Genomic DNA, 14697 nt, shown 5'->3' with positions numbered 1-14697 from the left:
CGATGATTATCGGATTTTGAACCGCTTATTTTGAGACCAATTGGAATTTTAGTTTTTCTTTTACTTCATCCACACGGCGAAAATAAGCTTCATGGAAAACTTTTTTTTCCAAATATGGGTCGGTGCATGATATCATTTCTCCATACTTCCACTCATATGGTTCCCCATTTTCATATTGAACTCTGTTTTGATGAATTTGAGAAGATAAACTTCTGAGGTTCGTGCCACGAAAATTTTTCACGAGCGCACGAAACGTACCTTCTTTTTCAGGATCAATGAACCGAAATTTCCGTGAAAATAAAACAGCATCATGGAAATATTCAGGAACATTAAAAGCACCAGAAGTTCCTAAACGTTTTGATAAAACTCGTATAAAATCTGTAAATTCGTTAAGAACATTGAGACCTGGATACTCTTGCCCAAAGTACAATTCCTTTTTGATATCACCTGGTTCAAAATTAATATTTTGAGTGAGTAACCAATCGATGTAAATCATTGGGAATTGTTCGTCATCCCCTTTTAACTGGAATTGTGATACTTTAAGACGAGTATGCACTAAAATCTTTTTAGTTTCAGTTTTGACATAGATCCGATTATCAAAGTCATTTAGAATTTCAAGTTCGATGATTGGATTATGGAATCCACGTTTTTCTACCGCAGAAATGAGACCAGCACTCACTAACAACTGTTCTACTTCATAATGAGTAAAACGATTGAATAACTTTGGTTCCATGTTTAAGGAAGTATTTAGCTCTTTTGATACATCTACTAAAGACAAATCATCTAAATTCAACCAATCGGTTTGGTTTTTCTTTTTGTCTGTAGATGAAAAAACTCCCATTATTTTTCACCAAAAGCGGTGATTGTATTGAAGTGAATTTCGACTGTGTCTCGAAAGTCACGTGCATAACCACCTGCCAAAGTCACAACACAAGGAATGTTCAATGACTCTGCAAACTTTCTTACCATTCGATCTCTTTCTTTCAGACCTTTCATGGATACTTTTAGTTCTCCCAGAGAATCATCTTCGTAAGGATCAGCTCCTGCAACATAATAAATAATATTCGAATCAAAATCTTTTCGAATTTGATTTAACGATGTATCTAATATCGATAGATATTCATCATCCTTTATGTTAGGCTCTAAATTTACATCTAAGTTAGATGTTTCTTTCTTGGGATAAAGATTTCCTTGGTGCATCGAAAATGTGTAAACTTTGTCATCATATTGAAAAATATACGAATTGCCATTCCCTTGGTGAAGGTCTAAGTCAATGATTAATGCATTTTGATTTGGTTTGGATTCGCGTTGTTTCCGTATGGCGATGGCAACATCATTTAAATAACAAAATCCTTCTGCTCTATCAGGAAAACTATGGTGGTATCCTCCACCCATATTAAAAGCAAATTGGTGTTTGGCGGAAAGTTCACTCGCATAAACCGTTCCTCCCACTCCATACATAAAACTTTCCACAATACTTCGATTTAACGGTAATTCCGAATACATGGTTCGGGTCGTGTGTTCAAAACTAAACAGATCGTCTAAGTATTCTTTTGTGTGGACAAGTTCCAATTCAGAGTCGTCTGCTTTTTTAGGTAAAAGGATGTCAAAGGAAGCATACACAGGATCTCTTTTGACACGATTGTATAAATGAGAATACTTATGAGCGGGGAAAACATGACCAGGTAATTCGAGGTTGTACGAAGAATGGTAAATGAGAGCGAGTGCATTTGATGCCATTAAATTGAACTTTTTCTCGAAAAATGACACAAGTCAATTCAATCCATACAATTTACTTGCAGGAAAAAACAAAAAAGCCAAGTTTAGGGTCTATGCCGGAAGACGATAAAATCCCTAAAAAACGCACTAAAATTATCTGTACCATTGGACCTGCCTCTGCAAATCGAGAAACGATTCTCAATTTAATTTATGCGGGTATGGATCTTGCTCGGATGAATTTTTCTCATTCTACACACGAATACCACAAGGAGATTTTTGAATTGCTCCGGGAATGTGAACAGGAATCGGGCAAATCCATTGGAATTTTGGCAGATTTGCAAGGACCTAAAATTCGTACGGGCAAACTCGGCGGAGGTCCAATTGAGCTCAAAACAGGGGACCTCCTTGCTATCAACAACCATGCAGATTTTATAGGAACAAAAGACGAGATCGGTTGTACCTATCAGTACATTTTAAACGACATCGATGTCGGTCATAAAATTCTCATTGATGATGGTAAACTAGCGTTTGTCGTAAAATCAAAAACAAAAGAAAAAGCCGTTTTAGAAACAGTCATCGGTGGCATACTCAAAGACAATAAAGGTATCAATTTACCAGGAACTCCCATTTCTGCGCCCGCACTTTCCGAAAAAGACATTGAAGACTTACAATTTGCACTCTCTTTAGGAGTGGATTACATCGCGTTATCATTTGTGAGACGAGCTAGTGATTTAGAAATGGCACGTCAATTTATGAAAGATAGTTATGCAGGCCTCATTGCAAAAATTGAAAGACCGGAAGCCATTCAAAATATTGAAGAAATTATAGATCTTTGTGACGGGATCATGATTGCGAGAGGTGACTTAGGTGTGGAACTCGATACCCAATATGTTCCAATCATCCAAAAGGAAATGATCACAAAACTCAACCAACGCGGAAAACCAGTGATCACCGCCACACAAATGTTAGAGACGATGATCGACAATCCAAGACCTACAAGGGCCGAGGCAAGTGACGTTGCTAACGCCGTGATGGATGGCACCGATGCTGTGATGTTATCTGGTGAAACTGCATCTGGAAAATATCCCGTTGAAACAGTTAAAACCATGACAAGTATCATCCAAGCGGCAGAAGAATCTGAAATTTATTTATCACATTTACGAAGTATGGATCGTTCCGAATTTGAAGTGGAAAGAACCGCTCTTGGAAGTGCCGCTGAATCCATTTCCAGATCCATCCATGCAAAAGCGATTATCAACTTCACAAGATCAGGTTATTCCTCTTTGTTATCTTCTGAATTTCGTCCTCTAAATCCGATCTATTCCTTCACACCTTTTTTAGGTACTGCAAGGAAGATGCAATTATTTTGGGGAGTGGAATCCTACGTGATGCCAATGATGGATAAATTTCCAGATATGATTGCCTTTATGAGTAAAACTTTAAAATCAGAAGGAAAACTAAAATCAGGAGATACGGTAGTGATTTTATCAGGTGCACCAGGATCTGTAGCACAAACAGTTGATTTTATTCAAATCCACAAGATTAAGTAACAAGGATTTTGCGAATGCCTTGGGCGGCAATAACACTTGTCGTCCAAGCATTTTGAAAATTGAATCCACCAGTAATCCCATCAATATCAATCACTTCCCCCACAAAAAATAATTTTGGACAAATTTTACTTTCCATGGTTTGGAATTGGATTTCTTTTCGGTTCACTCCACCTGCAGTCACAAACTCATCTTTAAAAATACCTTTTGCCACCATTTCTAATTTTTTTTGTGTGAGGTTAAGTGATAAAGTTCGGATTTCTGCTTTGCTTAAGTCCGAGTAACGTTTGTTTGCTTGAATATTAGATTCTTTTAAAATCCAATCAAAAAAGCGAGACGGCAATTTCCAATTGGGATCTGGATTTAATTTGTCTTTGGGATTGGTTTCCTTTTTTTTCAAAAATGAATCTTCTAACATTTGAGTGGATTCACCACCAACCCAATTCACCGATAAATCTACTTTGTAATTGGCTTGAAATAAGGTCCGTGCTTCCCAAGCAGAAAGCCTTAAGGCACAAGGACCACTTAAACCCCAATGGGTAATCAAAACTGGACCTTTTTGAGATTTCCCTTTTGGTAAAATTCGAATTTCAGCATGAGGAATGACAAGTCCTGTCAAATCTATGAGATCGGTATTGGCAAGTGTCAGTGTAAATAAGGAAGGAACAGGATCGATGATGGAATGACCTAGTTTTTCGATGATGGACCAAACCTTACGATTCGAACCTGTTGCCATCACAACAAAATCGAAATATTCTTCCTTCCCACCTTCCCATAAAATTCGAAAAACCTCTTTTCGATTTTCAGTTTGATAGATTCCAACTAATGCCTGTTCATATCGGATTGGGATTTTATTTTTTTGTAGTTCATTTAAAAAACATTCGATGATGGTCTCAGATTTATCCGTAGTGGGAAACATCCTGCCATCAGCTTCTGCTTTAAGAGTGACTCCTCTTTTGGCAAACCATTGGACAGTGTCTTTGGGTTGAAACCGTTCGAAGGCCCATCGTAATTCTTTTTGTCCGCGGGGATACTTTTCAGAAAGTGGTTCTGGCTCAAATAATTGGTGAGTTACATTACACCTTCCTCCCCCAGAAATTCTAAGTTTTGCCAAAGGTTCTTTAGATTTTTCGAATATTTGAATGGAAGCATGCCCATCCAACGCCTCATAGATTTGTAGGGCTACAAAACAACCAGAGGCACCTGCTCCAATGACTGCAATTTTGGGCACATTCCCCAAAACTTACCACTCTCCCGCATTGGGCATAGATACCCAAAAAAAATGGAGAGCTTTCTCCAAATTTTGAACACGAATCATTGTATGTAAATATTTCATAGGGTTATCGTTCTATGATTGATAAAAATAAAGAATCAGAAATAGCCAAGAGAAATACTTGGGAATTTCGATAGTAAGCCAAAGTTTTTTTCCCTCTAATAATTTTCCCAAGGAATAGAAGGAAAACACCAGTAATGCGAATACAGAACTGACTTCGCCAAGTCCATAAAGATGCATTCGTTTTAAGAAATACAAAGTCAGAACGGTGGGTATGATAAATTGAAACAGTAAAAACACTCGGTAACCAAATGTTCCGGCAGATTTCCGATACACTTGATTGTGCACTTTGTTTGTTAATTCTAAACGGTGATTAGACAACCAAACTTTTGGATCTGTCACTCCTCGATCCATCGCCATTTGTAAATCATCTGGGCGAACCGAAGGATAAGAGAAAAAAGAAACAATGCCTTGCCATTTGTTTTTGGTTTTGACCAAATCTAAAAACAAATCTTTTAATACATGCACATTTGCATTGATTGGATCGTAATTGTGTAATTGTGTAGTGAGTCCATACCTTGGTTCAAAGGTCTCTTCACAATAAGTCCCGAATAGTTTATCCCAAATGATAAAAACACCACCGTAGTTTTTATCAATGTATTCGGGATTCATTGCATGGTGGACTCTGTGGTGAGACGGTGTTACAAATATGGCCTCAAACCAATTTGGTAGTTTATCGATCGCTCTAGTATGAACCCAAAATTGATAAGTGCGATTCAAAGCATCAATGATCAGATAAGACTCCACAGGAAAACCCAAAACTGCCAGTGGTAGATAAAACATTCCAATTCCAATATTGCGAATAAAGGATTGCCTAAGAGCCACAGACAAATTGAACTCTTCACTGGAATGATGCACCACGTGTGAAGCCCAAAGAATTTTGATCTCATGGCTATAACGATGAGCTAAATAAAACAAAAAGTCTAATAAAACAAAAAGAACTATCCAATGGAGAGGAGATGTTGGAGCCAGATACACTTTAGCAAGTGTTTCCACACCAAAGGATAAATCATATAACTTGGAATAAACAAAAACAAGACCAAGTAAAATCAATCCATCAAAGATACGACTGAGAACTCCCAAACTCAAATCTGCAATGGAGTCCTCAAAAAAATAAAAATTCTTTTTTTGGATACGCGTATAAATGATCTCAATGATCATCAGTACGAAATAAAATGGAACAATCGTTTCAATTAGTCTCATTTGTTTACCTTAAGCATTTCAATTCGGCCATAGGAGTCGATGGGAAAGCAAGTCGCTTTCCATTCGATTTGTAAAAACATGTTCTAAGGAAGGAAAAGAGAACGTTTTCAATCGAAAACAATTTTGATGTTCGTTTTTGTATTTTAAGAAATTCCAAAAAAGAACAGATTCATCATTTCAATTGTTTACTAAGATCGGAATTCATTTCAGAAAAAGCATTACTAAAAGCAGTGTTCCATCCAATCACAAGAGACTCAGCATCTTTTTTCTCCATAGTGATTTGTTGTTTGTATGTTTTACGAAATACAGGTGAGGAGATGGAATCCTTGTCTTCATAAACGACTACTTCAAACTCAAGAACTGCTTTTGGATCTTTTGCCCTAAAATCTCCATATAACTGAGATAAGTTGATTTCGATAAAATGTGTGATACTAAGCCGAGTGTGTAAATTGGCATCCCATTCAAAATTACCCGAACGTATTAAAGATTTAGAAAACTCTTCTCTAAAATTATGAGATGGTGGGATAAAAAACCCATTATAAAAATCCGATTCGTAGACAACATTGTCTTTACGATACACGAACTCTTTTCCTTCAAATCTCGGAGATATAAATACCTTTCTCACTAAAAAGGTTCTAGGTTTTGGTGTTGGATATAGCTGTTTGGTATCAGTTGTTTCGATTAAAAAAAATCGTTTTTCTGGAAAGGTTTTTGTCACACCAAAACAATTCACCAAAGACAAAAAGATCAGGCAAAATAAAATCAATCCAAAACGTTTTCTCAGTTTCATTCGTATCATTTCCAAAGTTTAGACTTGTTTGGTGCATCTCCAAATAGGAACTGCGAAGGGTATTTTTTTGCATTGGCAGTGACTTCTTTTAAGTCTTCGGATGCAATTCGTAAGTTCTCAATCGAAGTGGAGATATCACCTTGGTTTGCGGCAAGTAAAGTATCCAATCGTTTTAATGTCGTTTGTAATTGAGTCACGGATTGATCCAATTTTTTAGGAAGGTTTTGGGATTCTGGGCTCGCGATGAGGGCTTTCACTTCCCCATTTGTTTTCCGTAAATCGACAAGAAGTGATGTTGCTTCTCTAGATAAATCACCAAGCCTTGCATCCAAAATAGTTTGGTTTAAGTTTTTAATGAGATCACCGACACCTAACAATATTTTATCGACATCCGCTTTTTCTACTTTGTCAAAAAATTTATCCACTGAAGCTGTAAATCTGGAGATGGTACTTGGGGCGGAAGGGATATAAACAGTTTTTGGTTCCCATTCGATGGACAATGGTGGATTTTTTTCTGGATTGAGATAATCAACTTCCAAATAGGCAGTCCCAGTTAATCCTTGTGAGGCGAGTCGAACTCTTAATCCACTTTGAATCATTCTTTGTACGGTTTTTTTTAAATCATTTCCATACACACCCTTTACAAAATCTGGCACAGACATCTTAATGAGAACATACCTACCGTAACGTAACTCAGTATCATTATTGAGTTTATCTGCATATTCATTTTGCACAAACGTGATTTCTTGTACGGTTCCTACTTTTACCCCACGATGTTTGACAGGGGATCCAATATCTAAACCTTGTACGGATTCATCAAAGTAAGTTTCCAAACTGACGGAACGTTGGAAGATATTTCCTGCAGTGAAGACGATGAGAAAAAGGATTAGAGTAAAAAAACTAACCAGGACAAAAACTCCAACTTTGAAATAAATTTTATTGGATTGGTTCATAAGGATACATCCTCCTGTGGGATTCGATTAAAAAATTGTCGTACAAATGGATCTTTTGATTTCTCTTTTAAGTCTTTGGGTTTTCCTTCTGCGATGATCCCTTTTTTAGATTTGTCGAGAACAATGACTCGATCGGCCATGGTAAACACAGATGGTAATTCATGGGTGACAATCACAAAAGTGACTCCTAAGGTTCTCGATAAACGAATGATTAAATGGTCGAGTTCCACACTGGTGATGGGATCAAGGCCCGCACTCGGCTCATCCAAAAATACAATTTCTGGATCCATCGCCATGGCTCTTGCTATGGCCGCTCTTTTTTTCATTCCCCCTGACAATTCAGACGGAGCAAGATGAGCAAATGGGAAAAGACCAACCATTTTTAATTTGGTCATCACGATTTCATTCATAATGGGCAAAGGTAGATTTGTAAACTCTTCCAAAGGTAATCGTATATTTTCTAATAAAGACATGGAACCAAAGAGAGCACTTTGTTGGTACATGACACCAATGCGATTCCAAATCCCTACTTTTTGTTTTCCTTCGGCAAGAACGATATCCTCTTCATCAATCCATATCCTTCCACTAAATGGTTTGGTTAAACCAATCATATTTTTTAGGACTGTTGATTTTCCACAACCTGAGCCACCGAGAATACCAAAAATTTCTCCTTTATATACATCAAAGGATATATCTTCCATAATGACAGTATGCCCATAACCAGTTGTTAGGTGTTCGACTCGAATGATGGGTTTGTCTTTCATATACGTAAGTAAAAATACAAAACAGAAAAGATTCCATCCAAGATGGATACAAGAATGATGGAACCAACCACGGCAGAGGTAGTTGATTCCCCAACGGCACCTGCACCAGATGCTGTTTTCAAACCACGGTAACATCCAATGGATGCAATGATCATCCCAAAAAAATAGGATTTGAGTAGTCCCCCTAGAATATCGGAAAGCCCAACAGCAATGTTCACCTGATTCACAAAGGTAATGAGAGGGAATCCAAAACTAATAAGCACCACTGCTCCACCAATGAGACCAAATAAATTGAACACGATGGTTAAAAGAGGAGTAACGATAAGAGAAGCAACAAGCCTTGGGATGATGAGAAATTGGACGGGAGGTAGACCCATCGTTGTAAGAGCATCAATCTCTTCCGATACTTTCATGGTTCCGAGCTCAGCGGCAAAAGCGGAACCTGAACGACCAGATAAAATGAATGCTGTCATCAGTGGTCCCAATTCTCGAAAGAGAGATAGGCCTACCAGGTTTGCCACAAAGATCTCAGCACCAAATTTTCTCATGGGAATGGCAGATTGAAACGACATGATGAGTCCGAGTAAAAACCCAATCATGGCAATGATCGGAAACGCATTCACACCCATGGATTCCGCAACTCGGAAACTATCTTTCCATCTAATTTTGGATGGGTGTAAAAAAGAACGCCAAAAGGAAACAGTAAGTTCCCCAGTAAAGGTGACTAAGTATTTAAATTCCATTAAGGAATCAATTGTCAGTTTTCCAATTTGTTCTGATTTTCGTAGGGCTTCGGCAAACTGTTCTTTGTATTTTTTGCTATCGTCGTTTGTGATATTCAATCGATATTGGAACTTTTCATCTAATCCAAATAAGGCGAACTGGATTTTTTTTGATTCACATTCGATTCTCACTAATTTCAAAAATGAAATTCCGGAACTGTCTGCTTCTCTTAGATCCTTCGCAAAAATGGAAATATTTCTGGGAGTATCCTTTTTTAACTGCTCCATAAAGGTATTCCAGTCTTTGGAAACTTCTATGGTGTTAAATACTTGGGGTAAGTGAATCTCAAGAGTATTTCCTTCCCACAAAAATGATGATTGCCTTTGGTTAGTTTCCACGTTCCAAACGTAAAACTAATTCCGAACGAACACTAGGCAAGTGATTTTATTTTACATTCTAAGGCATTCCCCAGAGTCTTCTATATTGATGGGGAACGTAACAATTCATCTGATCGCGTTTTCGGCAGGATTATCCTTTCTCTTTGCCCTGGGAGAATTTCTCCGAACAAAACTGAGTCGACAGGCCTTTGTGCAAGGTTTATTGTTTTTGTTTGCTGCTTTTTTCCAAACGCATACCTATCTTACTTCAACAGAACTGTACCGCCTTTACCCACATTTTTATTTGGTTCATTTGCCATTTACCGCTTGTATCGGCTCTCTTTTAAAACAGTATTTCTCAGAACTTTGGAATGAAAACCCAAACAAAAATCGATTTTCCTTTTGGGAACTCATACCAGCTGCCCTTGTTTTGGGATTGATGTTTCCTTTTTATCTTTCCTCTGCGGAAGATAAAATTGTGATTCACAATTCTTATTTAGAAAAGGGAGTTCCACTTCGATTCCAAATCATCATTTTACTTGCTGTACTTCCTATTTTTTATGCGGCTTATTATGTATTTTCCCATATGGTTCGTTATGTTCGATGGGAATCATTCAAAAAGTCGGCACACCTTCGTTTGGTGGGACTCGTTGTTGGTTTTGGTGCGATTGCAAGTGCTGTTGGAGTTTACACTTTATTCTTTCACGAGAGACATGGACTTCAAATTGTCTCGTTTTTTATTGCCTGTTTGGTGATTGGCATTTATCTTTTGCGTCAAAAAAGCCCTGAGTTATGGGGAGAAGTACAACGTATTGTCATTGAAGAAAAAAAATACCAAACCTCGCAGCTGGGTGCATTTGATTTAGATACCCTCCACCAAAGACTAAAGTCTCTTATGGAAACCAAAAAAGTGTATTTGGATGAAACCATCAATTTGGAAAAATTAGCCAAACAAATGCAGATGTCAGAACACCAACTCTCTGAATTCCTCAACATCCATCTGAAAAAAAGTTTTTTTCATTTGCTCAACCATTACCGGATTGAAGATGCAAAGGAACTCATCAAAAACCATCCAGAAAAAAACATTTTAACCATTGCTTACGAAGTCGGATTCCCATCCAAATCTACTTTTTATGATGCCTTCAAACGAGAACTGGGACAAAGCCCCAGTGAATACCGAAAGAAATTCAAAAAATAAAAACGAACGGATCGATTCGGAATCTTTTTTCCTTCCGAATTGACCGATTCGGTCGATCACACGAGAAAGGAAAGGTATGATAGGATGAGTCTAAAATAAGCCAGGAGAAAAGTATGTTTGGTGGTCCCGTTCAATGTGAGTTGGTTCTCGATTGTGTAACCAAAATTGGGTTTGCCCAAGGTGTTTTGAATTTAATCCGTTATTATCCGATCGCAGGCTTTGCTTTCCTTTTATTCTATGTTTGGCGAAAGGAATATTTTGAAACCTATCGCATCCAAAAATTATATCCCAAAGCAGAAAAAGTTTGGAAAGAGTTTCGCCAGTCCGCTGTTACTTTACTTGTTTTTACTTTAGTCGCTGTCACAAACATCACACTGATGAAAGCAAAAATTTTTCCAAGTTCTGTTTACTTTGGACCTGTTTCTGGTGTTTGGGAAATCAGTTATCTTTTTATCAGCTTTCTTCTCTTTACGATCTGGCATGAAACTTGGTTTTATTGGATGCACAGATTTGCTCATTTGAAAAAAGTATATCCCCATGTGCACTCGGAACACCATCAATCAGTAAATCCTTCTCCCCTTGCCGCTTACCGGTTCCAAGCGACAGAAGCATTTTTAGAAGCCATCTACATCATTCCATTTGTGATTTTTGTTCCGGTTCACTTTTATATAGTCCTCTTCCAAACCTTTTATGCCATGATCTTAAATATCTGGTGGCACCTGGGGTATGAGTTTTTCCCAAAAGGTTGGGCAACCCACCCCATCACCAAGTGGATCAATACCTCCACTCACCACAACCTCCACCACCAAAAGTTTCATGGAAACTACTCCTTGTATTTCAATGTTTGGGACCGAGTGATGGGAACCAACTTTCCCAATTACGAAGAGTATTACGAACAGGTGATAGGCGAAAGAGAAACGAAACGGAAAGAAAGAAAGTTAAAACGAAAACTCGGGGTAGAATCCGAACTTCTGACATCTTAAATAAATTTGGGTTGTCTCCTAAATTGGAAACTTACTGATTTCACTCCCTAAGTCTGCGGCAGGGATCGAGCGGAAATCCCTCCCCAGACCCAATGGATGGTTTTGTCCTGACAAAGTAAATTAAGGGGAGGATTGGAGGGAGAGCCCGACTCGGCATACGTTCCTGTTTGGTTTTCGGTTCCTTTGGGGCCGCCCCAAAAAAAACAGGCAGAGGTGACATAAATGTCTTTAGGAGGAAGAAAAACCGACCGAAAAGGAAACTAGAGAGGAAGAGAAATATGTTTGAAGCAACACATTTCATGAAAACTCAAGACCTTTTGGAACGAGGGCTTGGCGCGGCGACACTGAAACGAAAGGTGATCTCCGATAACATTGCCAATGCGGACGTTCCCCATTTCAAACGATCCGAAGTGGTATTTGAATCCATGTTAAAACGTGCGATTGAGTCTGAAAAAATTGAAAAAGACAAAGCGGTCCCAACCAAAATCACAAACGACCGTCATATAGAATTCTTTAAACCGCTCGACTACCGGGATGCCAAACCCAAAACCAATTTGGATTACCTCACTACAATGAGACCAGATGGAAACAATGTGGACATCGAAAAGGAAGTGGTTGAGGCCAACCAAAACCAAATGAGTTATAATATCATGATTGATCGGTTAAACCAAAACAACCGTTTGCTTAACATTGTGATGAGAACCAATTAAGGAGTAAACTATGGGTATGTTTGATTCGATTAATATTTCTGCCACGGGTCTTTCCGCACAAAGACTCCGAATGGATGTGATCTCCAATAACATTGCCAACTCCACAACTACAAGAAATACCAATGGAGATGGCCCATTTCGTCGTGACCGCGTCATTCTAACACCGATCAACCTCCGCACCCAATGGAAAAGCCCCGTGTATCCATTTGGAGTGGCTCCTGGCGAAGGGAAAGGGGTCAAGGTGATGAAAATTGAGAAGGACATGAGCCCTCTTCGATTGACCTACGACCCCACTCACCCCGATGCCATCCAAACGGGGCCCAAAAAAGGATATGTGGAACTGCCAAATATCAACATCGTCACAGAGATGACGGATATGATTTCGGCTTCTCGTTCCTACGAGGCCAATGTCCAACTCATCAATGGTTCCAAAGCCATGATGAACAAAGCCATGGAAATCGGCCGAGCGTAAGTTTCGGTCGTTTCTTGAGTCTTTTTTTTATGAGACATAATTTTTTACTTTAGGTTTCCTGACGTTTACCGATGATTTGAAAGAGGAATCACCCATGTCCATTGATCGCATCACTTCCTTCTCCTCTCAAACTTACAAACCGCACTCCCTTCTTCCCCAAGGGGATAAAGTCGGAATCCTTCGTTCTGATGATCGCCATTATGGAAAAACCAATGAGGCAAAATCACCTGACGAAGTGGCGGGCACATTTGCAGATGCTTTGAAAAAAGCCTTTGAACAAGTGAATGACCAACAAGTGGAAGCGGATGAACTCACTCAAAAGATTGTTTTTGATCCAAACTCAGTGGAACTCCATGACGTGATGATCGCAGCAGAAAAAGCAAGGATCTCCCTCACCTTCGCGAAAACCATGTCAGATGGATTCGTAAGAGCTTACAGAGAACTCACAACATTACGATAATCTAAATAGTTAATAACCAATGTTTGTTGCCCAAGTCTTCAATTGATTGGGCGACCGAACACTCGTTCCACGGTTTCAAATCGAATTCGGATTTGGTCATTTGGTCCGACCTTCACACCTCGTTTCAGCTGCATTCCATCCATTCGTTCTCCATTCACATAGACTACCCAACCAGCATCCCAAGAATTTCGGATTCCATTCACTTCCATGATTTCTTCAGTTCTGTTTGTGGAGATAAATCGCATAGAAGGATCTTCTTTTTTGGACAATTCCGCAAGTAGGAAGAGTAAATCCTTACGATCCAAAAGAGAAGAAGGAATGGATTTGGTTTCTTCAAAGTCTTTTGACAAAAAATGGATTTGGATTTCTGGTTCTTTGGATTTGTTTGTTTTCTCGGAAGAAAAACAATTTACAAAAAAAACAATGCAGATCCCAAAAATGATAAAGGCTTTACAATGAAACAAACCTTGCACTTGAATTTGTTCTAACATTCGTTTTGAAAATGGTTTAGGATTCATTCTTAGGGATCTAAGAATGTTTTTCCGATTTTTCAAACGCATAGACCAAACCTTGAGCATTCAAATTCACATCCAATCGCAAAAGGGACCAATCTTTCTCGGTGAGAGAAACAGAATTTCGATTGGCCAATGACTGGATCATGAGTTCCACTTGTTTTTCCATAAAGGAAAGTCGATTTTCTTTAGGAATGTTTTTGAGTTCGAGGATGGCATTTTGGCAGTGATGGATTCCAATTTTTAAATCTTCTGCACTCTGTTTTAAGTTTTGGATCTCACCAAAATGAGTCAAATAACAAACATTAGCCCCTGTTCCCATAATTAAATCAATGGAATGCATGGCTTCTTTGGCATCAAAGTCAGTGGGAGTTGTCGTAGGAAAAATAAACGATTTTCCGTTTTCCAAATGAGGGTATGAAATTCCAAACGAATCACCAGTGAAGACACCATTCAGTTTTTTATCATAAATACAAAAGTGGTGGTTGGCATGACCTTTGGTGTAAATGAATTCAAAACTATGGCCTCTCCAATCCAAAAACTCACCATCTTCCATCACTCGCACTCGTTCTTTGGGGATGGGTTTGATCTCTCCATATAATTTTTGGAAATTTTCTTTTCCATACACAGAGGTTGCACTTTTGATGAGAAGGCTTGGGTCGATCAAATGTTTGGCAGTTTTGGGATGGGCAAGTAAGACCGCATTGGGACAAGATTCAAGTAAGGCCCAAGCCCCACCCGCATGGTCCAAATGGACATGTGTGACAATGATATAATCTAAGTTGGATGGACTCACATTTTGTTTGTCCATCACAGAAAGAATTTTTGGAATCGCATGAGTTGTATTGGTTTCCACCACAATTCCATGCCCTTCTTCTTCGATGAGATAAGCCGAAGCAACCTGTTTTAACTCAGCATATTCCGTATCAATGGTTATAAAAGATCCCATACGC

The 14697-nt window shown here is 38.6% G+C and carries 16 protein-coding genes; 6 read left to right on the top strand and 10 right to left on the bottom strand.

What is annotated here, in order from left to right; all coding sequences use genetic code 11:
• Positions 1-25: 25 nt before the first annotated feature.
• Entirely contained in the window at positions 26-841 is an 816-nt protein-coding gene (locus EHQ59_RS02000; RefSeq protein WP_135617470.1) for a hypothetical protein, read from the bottom strand.
• Complete coding sequence (locus EHQ59_RS01995; RefSeq protein WP_135617469.1) at positions 841-1740, bottom strand: histone deacetylase family protein; 900 nt, start codon at positions 1738-1740, stop codon at positions 841-843. Before EHQ59_RS01995 ends, EHQ59_RS02000 begins: the two co-directional genes overlap by 1 nt.
• Positions 1741-1832: 92 nt before the next feature.
• On the opposite strand from EHQ59_RS01995, the gene pyk reads away from it, so the two are divergent.
• Positions 1833-3269 (top strand): pyruvate kinase, encoded by a 1437-nt coding sequence (gene pyk, locus EHQ59_RS01990; RefSeq protein ID WP_135617468.1) that lies wholly within the window; start codon positions 1833-1835, stop codon positions 3267-3269.
• Here pyk and EHQ59_RS01985 read toward each other — a convergent pair.
• The 6 genes from EHQ59_RS01985 to EHQ59_RS01960 form a co-directional block, all read right to left on the bottom strand.
• Entirely contained in the window at positions 3262-4506 is a 1245-nt protein-coding gene (locus EHQ59_RS01985; protein WP_135617467.1) for a BaiN/RdsA family NAD(P)/FAD-dependent oxidoreductase, read from the bottom strand. The genes pyk and EHQ59_RS01985 overlap by 8 nt on opposite strands.
• A 108-nt stretch (positions 4507-4614) precedes the next feature.
• Positions 4615-5802, bottom strand: coding sequence for a sterol desaturase family protein (locus EHQ59_RS01980; RefSeq protein WP_135617466.1), 1188 nt, complete (start codon positions 5800-5802; stop codon positions 4615-4617).
• Between the two features lie 172 nt (positions 5803-5974).
• Complete coding sequence (locus EHQ59_RS01975) at positions 5975-6592, bottom strand: ABC-type transport auxiliary lipoprotein, LBF_0736 family (RefSeq protein WP_135617465.1); 618 nt, start codon at positions 6590-6592, stop codon at positions 5975-5977.
• 5 nt (positions 6593-6597) lie between these two features.
• Positions 6598-7545: an MlaD family protein gene (locus EHQ59_RS01970; protein WP_135617464.1), complete on the bottom strand. Its 948-nt coding sequence runs from the start codon at positions 7543-7545 to the stop codon at positions 6598-6600.
• Positions 7542-8309, bottom strand: a complete 768-nt coding sequence (locus EHQ59_RS01965) for an ABC transporter ATP-binding protein (RefSeq protein WP_135617463.1) — start codon at positions 8307-8309, stop codon at positions 7542-7544. The genes EHQ59_RS01970 and EHQ59_RS01965 overlap by 4 nt, the downstream gene beginning before the upstream one ends.
• Positions 8306-9430 (bottom strand): MlaE family ABC transporter permease, encoded by a 1125-nt coding sequence (locus EHQ59_RS01960; RefSeq protein ID WP_135617462.1) that lies wholly within the window; start codon positions 9428-9430, stop codon positions 8306-8308. The genes EHQ59_RS01965 and EHQ59_RS01960 overlap by 4 nt, the downstream gene beginning before the upstream one ends.
• A 40-nt stretch (positions 9431-9470) precedes the next feature.
• Here EHQ59_RS01960 and EHQ59_RS01955 point away from each other — a divergent pair, with 40 nt between their 5' ends.
• The 5 genes from EHQ59_RS01955 (at position 9471) to fliE (ending at position 13232) form a co-directional block, all read left to right on the top strand.
• Complete coding sequence (locus EHQ59_RS01955; protein WP_244245331.1) at positions 9471-10607, top strand: helix-turn-helix domain-containing protein; 1137 nt, start codon at positions 9471-9473, stop codon at positions 10605-10607.
• A gap of 113 nt (positions 10608-10720) precedes the next feature.
• On the top strand, positions 10721-11590 hold the full coding sequence (locus tag EHQ59_RS01950) for a sterol desaturase family protein (RefSeq protein WP_135617461.1): 870 nt from the start codon (positions 10721-10723) through the stop codon (positions 11588-11590).
• A gap of 278 nt (positions 11591-11868) precedes the next feature.
• Positions 11869-12300, top strand: coding sequence for a flagellar basal body rod protein FlgB (flgB, locus tag EHQ59_RS01945; protein WP_135617460.1), 432 nt, complete (start codon positions 11869-11871; stop codon positions 12298-12300).
• Between the two features lie 10 nt (positions 12301-12310).
• Positions 12311-12772: a flagellar basal body rod protein FlgC gene (flgC, locus tag EHQ59_RS01940; protein WP_012387770.1), complete on the top strand. Its 462-nt coding sequence runs from the start codon at positions 12311-12313 to the stop codon at positions 12770-12772.
• A gap of 76 nt (positions 12773-12848) precedes the next feature.
• Positions 12849-13232 carry a flagellar hook-basal body complex protein FliE gene (gene fliE / locus EHQ59_RS01935; RefSeq protein ID WP_279638174.1) on the top strand — a complete coding sequence of 128 codons (384 nt, stop codon included), beginning with the start codon at positions 12849-12851 and terminating at the stop codon, positions 13230-13232.
• A gap of 38 nt (positions 13233-13270) precedes the next feature.
• On the opposite strand, the gene EHQ59_RS17810 is transcribed toward fliE, so the two are convergent.
• Both EHQ59_RS17810 and EHQ59_RS01925 read right to left on the bottom strand, forming a co-directional pair.
• Positions 13271-13750, bottom strand: a complete 480-nt coding sequence (locus EHQ59_RS17810; protein ID WP_244245330.1) for a hypothetical protein — start codon at positions 13748-13750, stop codon at positions 13271-13273.
• A 10-nt stretch (positions 13751-13760) separates the two neighbouring features.
• Entirely contained in the window at positions 13761-14693 is a 933-nt protein-coding gene (locus EHQ59_RS01925; protein WP_135617458.1) for an MBL fold metallo-hydrolase, read from the bottom strand.
• Positions 14694-14697: the final 4 nt, after the last annotated feature.

The organism is Leptospira kemamanensis (genome assembly GCF_004769665.1).
GTDB lineage: Bacteria > Spirochaetota > Leptospiria > Leptospirales > Leptospiraceae > Leptospira_A > Leptospira_A kemamanensis.
The sequence above is the reverse complement of the archived record's forward strand: the minus strand, read 5'-3'. Positions and strand labels throughout refer to the sequence as shown.

Bases quoted from the DNA above. Each gene is read 5' to 3' on its own strand.
- EHQ59_RS02000 (WP_135617470.1), bottom strand. From the start codon at position 841: ATGGGAGTTTTTTCATCTACAGACAAAAAGAAAAACCAAACCGATTGG.
- EHQ59_RS01995 (WP_135617469.1), bottom strand. From the start codon at position 1,740: ATGGCATCAAATGCACTCGCTCTCATTTACCATTCTTCGTACAACCTC.
- pyk (WP_135617468.1), top strand. From the start codon at position 1,833: ATGCCGGAAGACGATAAAATCCCTAAAAAACGCACTAAAATTATCTGT.
- EHQ59_RS01980 (WP_135617466.1), bottom strand. From the start codon at position 5,802: ATGAGACTAATTGAAACGATTGTTCCATTTTATTTCGTACTGATGATC.
- EHQ59_RS01975 (WP_135617465.1), bottom strand. From the start codon at position 6,592: ATGAAACTGAGAAAACGTTTTGGATTGATTTTATTTTGCCTGATCTTT.
- EHQ59_RS01970 (WP_135617464.1), bottom strand. From the start codon at position 7,545: ATGAACCAATCCAATAAAATTTATTTCAAAGTTGGAGTTTTTGTCCTG.
- EHQ59_RS01965 (WP_135617463.1), bottom strand. From the start codon at position 8,309: ATGAAAGACAAACCCATCATTCGAGTCGAACACCTAACAACTGGTTAT.
- EHQ59_RS01950 (WP_135617461.1), top strand. From the start codon at position 10,721: ATGTTTGGTGGTCCCGTTCAATGTGAGTTGGTTCTCGATTGTGTAACC.
- flgB (WP_135617460.1), top strand. From the start codon at position 11,869: ATGTTTGAAGCAACACATTTCATGAAAACTCAAGACCTTTTGGAACGA.
- flgC (WP_012387770.1), top strand. From the start codon at position 12,311: ATGGGTATGTTTGATTCGATTAATATTTCTGCCACGGGTCTTTCCGCA.
- EHQ59_RS17810 (WP_244245330.1), bottom strand. From the start codon at position 13,750: ATGAATCCTAAACCATTTTCAAAACGAATGTTAGAACAAATTCAAGTG.
- EHQ59_RS01925 (WP_135617458.1), bottom strand. From the start codon at position 14,693: ATGGGATCTTTTATAACCATTGATACGGAATATGCTGAGTTAAAACAG.